Here is a 1689-nt window from a genome sequence, read left to right as displayed (position 1 = left end):
CTAGAAGGCCGATGAAGATCTTGGTCTATCAGGCGATGCCGCCTTTCAGGGCATGGCCGTGATTCGCCAGGTGACGCTGTCGTGGTGGAGTCCAAGGCGGACGAGGGTGCGTAGGTTGATTGCAGCGGCGCGGGTGTGAAGCCAGGCGTTGTTCTTTATGGTCCCGATGTAGCGCAGTCGCCGGTTGCCTCGATGGACGAGCCAGGCGACGGCGCGTTCGACAGGGGGTCGCCAGCGGCGGTAGGCGGCCTGCCAGTCGGGGTCGGTGGCGGCTTGCCGGCGGGCGGTGGCCAGGTCGTCGTGATGGGGCCGGATGGTCAAGATCCGCCCGGATTTGGCCGTGGTGCACCTTGGACGGAGCGGGCAGCCGGTGCACTGGCCGGCGAAGAAGGCTTTGCGCTGCTGGTAGCGGCCCTTCGGCGCTGCCAGCGGGACCTGGTGCCCGGCGGGGCAGATCACCGTGCCTGCGGTGGTGTCGATGACGAAGTCATCGAGGCTGAACCCGCCGGGAACGGCCCTTTTCAACGGGGGCGGTTTGACGAACAACCGGTGACCGGCCTGCTGTAGCGCTCGGCGGGTTACCCCGGCGGAGTAAGCGCTGTCGGCGAAGACGTCCACCGAGACCTCTTCGTCGGTCAGCAGGGGCAGAGCGAGGCTGGACTCGTGGTGAGCGGCCCCGGTGCCGGGGGTCAGCGCCACGGCGGTGAACAGTCCGGTTGAGGGCTCGACCGCCAGGTGGGCCTTGTATCCCTCTTGGTGGTGGCTACGGGTCTTGTGAACATGGCGGGCCTGGGGATCGACAGTGGAGACCACCCGGTCGGCGGCGGTGCCACGGGCGATGCGCCAGCGTCCGTCACGACCGTCGCCGTCGGGCTCGACGTCTTGTCCGGCGACCAGGGCCAATAGCCCGACCGCGTGGGCGGCCTTGTCATCTGTGTCTTGGGCGGGCAGGTGCTTCAGCAGATACAGCGCGTCTTTCACCAGGGCGTCGACGAGGTCGGCGCGAGCGTGTTCGTCGTTCCAGGCGATCGGCGGTTTACCTGTGGTGGTGTAGTCGGTGGCGGTGCAGTGCGCGGCGAGCTGGGCGGCGCCGGGAACGTGACGGATCACCGTGCGGACAGCGGCGATCAACTGGGTGATGGTGTCTTGGGTGGCGACCGCGTCGTCCAGCACGGCCGAGTCCAGCGCCCGGCGGTGGCGTCCGGTGAGCACCCCGGTGGCCTTGACCACCTCACGCACCGCGTCAAAGATCCGCTGCGGGCGCGTCGTGCGGGCCAGCCGACGGCGGAAGTAGGCCAGGAGCGAGGGGTCGAAGGCGGTGTCGTGCAGGCCGAGCCCGCAGGCGGCCTTCCATCGCAGGTCGCAGCGCAGTTCCTGGACGGTATCGAAGTCCGATAAGCCGTGCAGGGCTTGTAACGTGATCGCGGCCGCCAGGACCTGCGGCGGCATGCTGGGGCGGCCGTTGGCCGAGGGGTACATGTCCGCGAACATCGACGCGGGAAACAGCCGGTCACGGTGCTCGGCCAAGAACGCGAACACGCTCCCGGGCGGGATCAGTTCCCGGCAGGTCTGCCACACATCCGGCCCAATCGTCTCCCCGGCCCACTGTCCCATCACCACGAGACATGAGTCTGGCCCCGTCGATCACGCGGCGGGGCCAGAACCCAAGATCTTCATCGGCCTTCTAGG

1 protein-coding gene is annotated in these 1689 nt (G+C 68.3%); it reads right to left on the bottom strand.

Annotation, left to right across the window (positions count from 1 at the left end):
• Positions 1-45: 45 nt before the first annotated feature.
• Positions 46-1614 (bottom strand): IS1182 family transposase, encoded by a 1569-nt coding sequence (locus tag ABZ664_RS39355; protein ID WP_362522387.1) that lies wholly within the window; start codon positions 1612-1614, stop codon positions 46-48.
• Positions 1615-1689 lie beyond the last annotated feature (75 nt).

The organism is Streptosporangium sp. NPDC006930 (assembly GCF_040635605.1).
Classification (GTDB): Bacteria; Actinomycetota; Actinomycetes; order Streptosporangiales; family Streptosporangiaceae; genus Streptosporangium.
This window is presented reverse-complemented; position numbering and strand designations above follow the sequence as displayed.

Excerpts from the sequence above, each read along its gene's own strand:
- ABZ664_RS39355 (WP_362522387.1), bottom strand. The coding sequence starts at position 1,614 with ATGGGACAGTGGGCCGGGGAGACGATTGGGCCGGATGTGTGGCAGACC.